Source organism: Mucilaginibacter sp. P4_E8, assembly GCF_056401495.1.
Genome location: NZ_JBFUJG010000230.1, coordinates 1 through 5,173 on the forward strand (window position 1 = coordinate 1; position 5,173 = coordinate 5,173).

At 41.7% G+C, this 5,173-nt stretch carries 4 protein-coding genes; 1 reads left to right on the forward strand and 3 read right to left on the reverse strand.

Features of this window, described 5'->3' with window-relative positions; all coding sequences use genetic code 11:
• Positions 1–76: 76 nt before the first annotated feature.
• The 3 genes from AC1DRQ_RS29325 to AC1DRQ_RS29335 form a co-directional block, all read right to left on the reverse strand.
• Complete coding sequence (locus AC1DRQ_RS29325; RefSeq protein WP_429399395.1) at positions 77–736, reverse strand: protein-L-isoaspartate(D-aspartate) O-methyltransferase; 660 nt, start codon at positions 734–736, stop codon at positions 77–79.
• A gap of 250 nt (positions 737–986) precedes the next feature.
• Positions 987–3,476, reverse strand: coding sequence for a replication restart helicase PriA (gene priA / locus AC1DRQ_RS29330; protein ID WP_477429342.1), 2,490 nt, complete (start codon positions 3,474–3,476; stop codon positions 987–989).
• Positions 3,477–3,565: 89 nt separating this feature from the next.
• Positions 3,566–3,952: a DUF423 domain-containing protein gene (locus AC1DRQ_RS29335; RefSeq protein ID WP_429399393.1), complete on the reverse strand. Its 387-nt coding sequence runs from the start codon at positions 3,950–3,952 to the stop codon at positions 3,566–3,568.
• An 85-nt stretch (positions 3,953–4,037) separates the two neighbouring features.
• On the opposite strand from AC1DRQ_RS29335, the gene AC1DRQ_RS29340 reads away from it, so the two are divergent.
• The coding region (locus tag AC1DRQ_RS29340) for a hypothetical protein (protein WP_477429344.1) at positions 4,038–5,173 on the forward strand (1,136 nt) is incomplete at its 3' end.

Sequence of the window (5,173 nt, forward strand, 5' to 3'; positions counted from 1 at the left end):
ATATACAAGCAGGCCTTTTAATTTAACTCAAATTTGCTAATCAAAAAGCTCCCCCTTTTGGGGGCCGGGGGGGGCTCTACCAGGCCTTATCCCCTACCAGTGGTACAAACCTGAAAGTATCCAACACCATTTTTTCATAATCATGCTCGGCAACTTTTAATACAGTAACCATTTTCTGGGTCTCTTCGTCACCAACGGGTATCACCAGGATACCGCCTATCTTTAATTGTTTTAATAATACATCGGGAACAGTGGGTGCACCGGCAGTTACAAGGATTTTATCATAAGGTGCGTATGCCGCCTTGCCTATAGAACCATCGCCACAAAAAAAGTGTGGCTTGTAGCCCATTTTTTCGGGGAGGATAAATTTGGTGCGTTCGTAAAGCTTTTCCTGCCGTTCAATGGTATAAACTGTTGCGCCAAGCTCCATCAAAATACAAGTTTGATAGCCCGAGCCCGTACCTATTTCCAGTACTTTATCCCCCTTACGGATATGCAGCAGTTCGGTTTGGTAAGCAACGGTGTAAGGTTGAGATATGGTTTGTCCCTCACCTATTGGGAAGGCGATATCATGGTAAGCCTGATTCCAGAAAGTTTCATCAAAAAAGTAATGGCGCGGCACTTTACCAATGGCCAATAAAACCCCTTCATCCTGAATACCTTTTTTTTGCAGGATGTCAACCAATCGTTTCCGGGCACCTTTCTCGCGGTAATTATCAATATACTTATAAGCCATTTATAAGGCAAAGTTAGCAGGAATTTCAGTATTTAGGGGGATTACTAACGTAACAAAAGGTAATTCATTATGTGTTAGCCAATAAAAAGTTTATACTGTTTTTAATGCATAAAAGCAGAGGCGATTGCGGGGGCACGACGCTATCTTCCGAAGCTCCTTGTCATCCTGAGTATAGCGAAGGATCCACTCGGCCACATACATATCGGCTAATAGATTCTTCGCTATGCTCAGAATGACAATCTAATAAATTTTAATAAGGATCAACATCGGGCTGTATGATACTGCCCTTACTCAGTTTGGTAGTTTGAAACTGAACGATCACATCACGCAAGATAGCCTTGGCTTTAACAATAGATATACCATCCTTCTCAAATTTAAGCATGATAGATTTGATATAATAATTCCTTATCCTGCTGATAAGTGGCGCTTCCGGACCTATCACCCGTTCACCAAAATGCTTGCGCAGCTCATTACCCAGGTAATTGGCCTGATTATATAGTATTTCAGGATCCTTGTGTTTAATATCCAGGTTAATGATGCGATAAAATGGGGGGTACTTAAAGCTTTTACGCTCTTCCATCTCTGTAAAATACAGATCATTATAATCATTAGCGATCACCTGTTTTATCACCCGGTGATGAGGGTCATATGTCTGTATCACAACCTTGCCCTGCTTACCTCTGCGGCCTGCCCTGCCGCTTACCTGCGCCAGCATCTGGAAACTACGCTCATTGGCCCTGTAATCAGGAAATTTAAGCAGGCTATCGGCATTAATGATGCCAATGAGGGTAACGTCCGAAAAATCGAGCCCTTTGGCTACCATTTGCGTACCTACCAGTATATCTATCTTTTTTTCTTCCAGGTTGTTCAGTATGGTTTGCAGCGAATTGCGGGCACGGGTAGTATCCAGGTCCATACGGGTAATGCGGGCATCGGGCAATAGCAAGCTTAATTCATCTTCTATCTTCTCGGTACCAAAGCCTTTGTATTCCAGGTGCGTTGATCCACAGGCCGGGCAAATTGATGGCGAATCCTCTTTATAGCCGCAATAATGGCAGTGCAGCTTGCCGCTACTTTTATGATAGGTAAGGCTTACATCGCAATTAATGCATTTGGGCGTATAAGCGCATATTTTACACATCAGTACCGGGGCATAACCACGTCGGTTTTGAAACAGGATCACCTGTTCTTTATTAACCAGCGCCTGGTTAATCCCCTCCATCAACACGCTGGTAAAATGCGATTGTATAGTTTTTTGTTTGGTTTCATAACTGATACTTACCACCTCCACTTCGGGCAGCAGTACACCGCCATAGCGTTCAGTTAGCTCGGCAAAGCCGTATTTGTTATTGCGGGCATTAAAATAGCTCTCAAATGATGGTGTGGCCGAACCCAATAGTACCTTACCCTGATGCATATTGGCCAAAAATATGGCCGCATCGCGGGCATTATACCGTGGTGCCGGGTCAAACTGTTTATAGGAAGTTTCATGCTCCTCATCAACAACAATAAGCCCCAGATCATTAAACGGCAAAAAAACCGATGACCTTGCTCCTAATATCACTTTATAATCATTGTTCAGCACCTTTTGCCAAACCTCCACCCGCTCGTTATCATTAAAGCGGGAATGATAAACACCAATATCAGCTCCAAAATACATGCGCAGGCGCTCAATAATATGCGTGGTAAGTGCAATTTCGGGCAGCAGGTAAAGCACCTGTCTGTCATTGCGCATCATCTCTTCTATCAACCTGATATAGATCTGTGTTTTTCCCGATGAGGTTACCCCATGCAATAGCACCACATCTTTTTCTGTAAACTGTGTACGTATACTTTGCAGCACTTCGGTTTGCTGTTCGCTCAGTTCAAAATCCCTATTAAACTCCTCATCTTCCTCAAAATGCAGACGGCTCACATTTTTTTCCTCAGCAAAAAGGATCTCCTTTTCTATAAGCGATTTAATGCTTGATTCGCCTGCACCGCTTTCCTCAATCAGTTCGTTTTTGGTGATGGCCTTTTGATGGCGCGATAGTTTAATATAAGCCAGCAGCGCATCAGCTTGTTTGGGGGCCCGTTTCTCCAGTATAGGAAACAATTCCCGTAAATTGTCGGGGTTATTGTAAACCGGATTTAACGTAATAAAAGTACGTTTGCGGGGTTTGTAGCGCTCACTAACCTCCTCTGATATATGAATGATATTTTTCTCAAACATCAGTTTCAGAATAGGCATTACCGTTTTTTGGCCCAGCAGCTTGGCAATATCACTCACCGTTAGCTCAGGCTGTATATCCAGGGCCTCCACAATTAAAAACTCTTTATCGTGCAGAGTCGAGCGGTCAATTTCATACTCTTTATTAAGTACAATGCGGGTTTCGCTGGCCAGTTTCAGGGCGGCAGGCAGGGCGGCATTCATCACTTCGCCAATGTTGCACATATAATAATCGGCCAGCCATTGCCAAAAGTGTAACTGATGCGGGGTCACTACCGGGTGGTCATCCAGAATTTCAATAATGTACTTGGCTTCGTACTTTTCCGGGGCCTGGGTACTGATCTCCTTAACAATGGCGGTGTACAGCTTACTTTTACCAAACTGTACTACTACCCTTTTGCCAATAGCTATAGCATCATTTTGATCATACGGAACCCGGTAGGTATAATTTTTTGAAATTGCGAGCGGCAAAATCACTTCGGCAAAAAGCGTTTTACGGTCGGTATGTTCAATTTCAGCAAATTCTAACATGTAAATTCTAAATACTAAACTCTAAATCCTAATTACTAAATCCTATGCTTTAAAATTCGAAATCGAAAATCCGAAACCCCAAATCGAAATTATTTATTACGCAAAGCAGCAAGAGCTAACATCAGCCAGCCTAAAATGAACAGCAAGCCGCCCAGTGGTGTAATTGGGCCTAAGGCTATCAGCCAGTCCCAACCCAATATACTACGGCATGATAACAGATATAATGAACCTGAAAAACACACAATACCGAAAGTGAAAAAATAATAAGCTAAGGTTATTAACCTGTTTTTAAACTTTGCAAAAGTTGACAGGAATAACAATGCAAATACATGATAAAAGTTGTATTGTACAGCAGTGTGCCATACCTCGAGCTGACTTGCGGGTAGCAGGGCTTTTAAACCATGAGCACCAAAGGCACCGGTTATAACAGCAAGCATACCAAAAACCGAAGCGGTAATGATTATTTGTTTGTTCATGCAGATATAAAAAGCTAAGTTAACCAATTGAAAGTATTACTTTAATGCCGCAAGGTAAAATTCTATCTTTGTAAGGCAACCCGCTATGAAACGACTGATAGTTACCACCTTAATTTTGCTTGCTGCGGCTATAACCATAACGGTTGTTTACTTTAAAAATTTAAGTCCGCCAGGGGTACGCACCAGCCAGGTAATGCGTACCATTCCTGATAATGCTACCGCGGTATTTGAATTTAATAATGAAAAGGGATTTTATGACATTTTTAAAGGCAGCCAATTATTAAGCGCAGTTGCCGGCAAGAACAAACTTGCTGATCTTGACACCCTGCGCAAATTGTTATTGGCATCCCCTCTGCTTGATCAGTTTTTTACCGGACAAAATATTTTTATATCCATACACCCATCAAACACAAACGACCTTAACCTGCTCATAACCACCACAGCAGCAGGCGATTTTAAAACAGATATACTTACCAGGTTAAACGCGAAGCCCAATAGTGGTTTAACAATAAGCACTATACGTAATAACATTGGTCTTGAATATGATGTTTTAGTTAAAGCCATCAACAAGCATTTTTACATTATTAAAAAAGAGGATAATATTTTTGCGGGCAGTTTTTCAAAAGAGCTGATAGATCAAAGCATATTGTATCGCGACGATCAAAACAGGAATGTGTTTGTACCATTGCCTGAGCAGCAAAACTCCAACTCGCTGGCCAACCTGTACATCAATTACGAGCAGTTATCACCCTTGTTTGACCAGATCTTTAAAAATAAGAACACTGATATTTTTAAAAGCTTTAAACTGCTGCCGGCATTGGCTGCTTTAAGCTTAAACTATAAAAACGATGCTTTAATGTTTAATGGCTTTACCAATATGCAATACAACCATGCGGCCAGTTATTTAAACCTTTTTGCAGCTCAGCAGCCAGTGGTTAACCGTTTAAAGGATATTTTTCCGGCTACCACGGCATATAGTATAACTTTTGCGGTTTCTGATCCGCAAAAGTTTTCATCAGGTTTGTCACAATGGCACGTTAAAGCTGGTATTGGCAATGAAAAAGATCAGTTGTTCAGCAAAATAAAAGCGGAGACCGGACTATTTTTAAAGCCGGAATTTGAGCACTTGTTAGGTAATGAATTTGCAGTGGTAACCACCCGTTACCAGGAAAAATATGCAATTATCTCGGTTAAGGATGGGTCAAAGTTATTACCATTGAT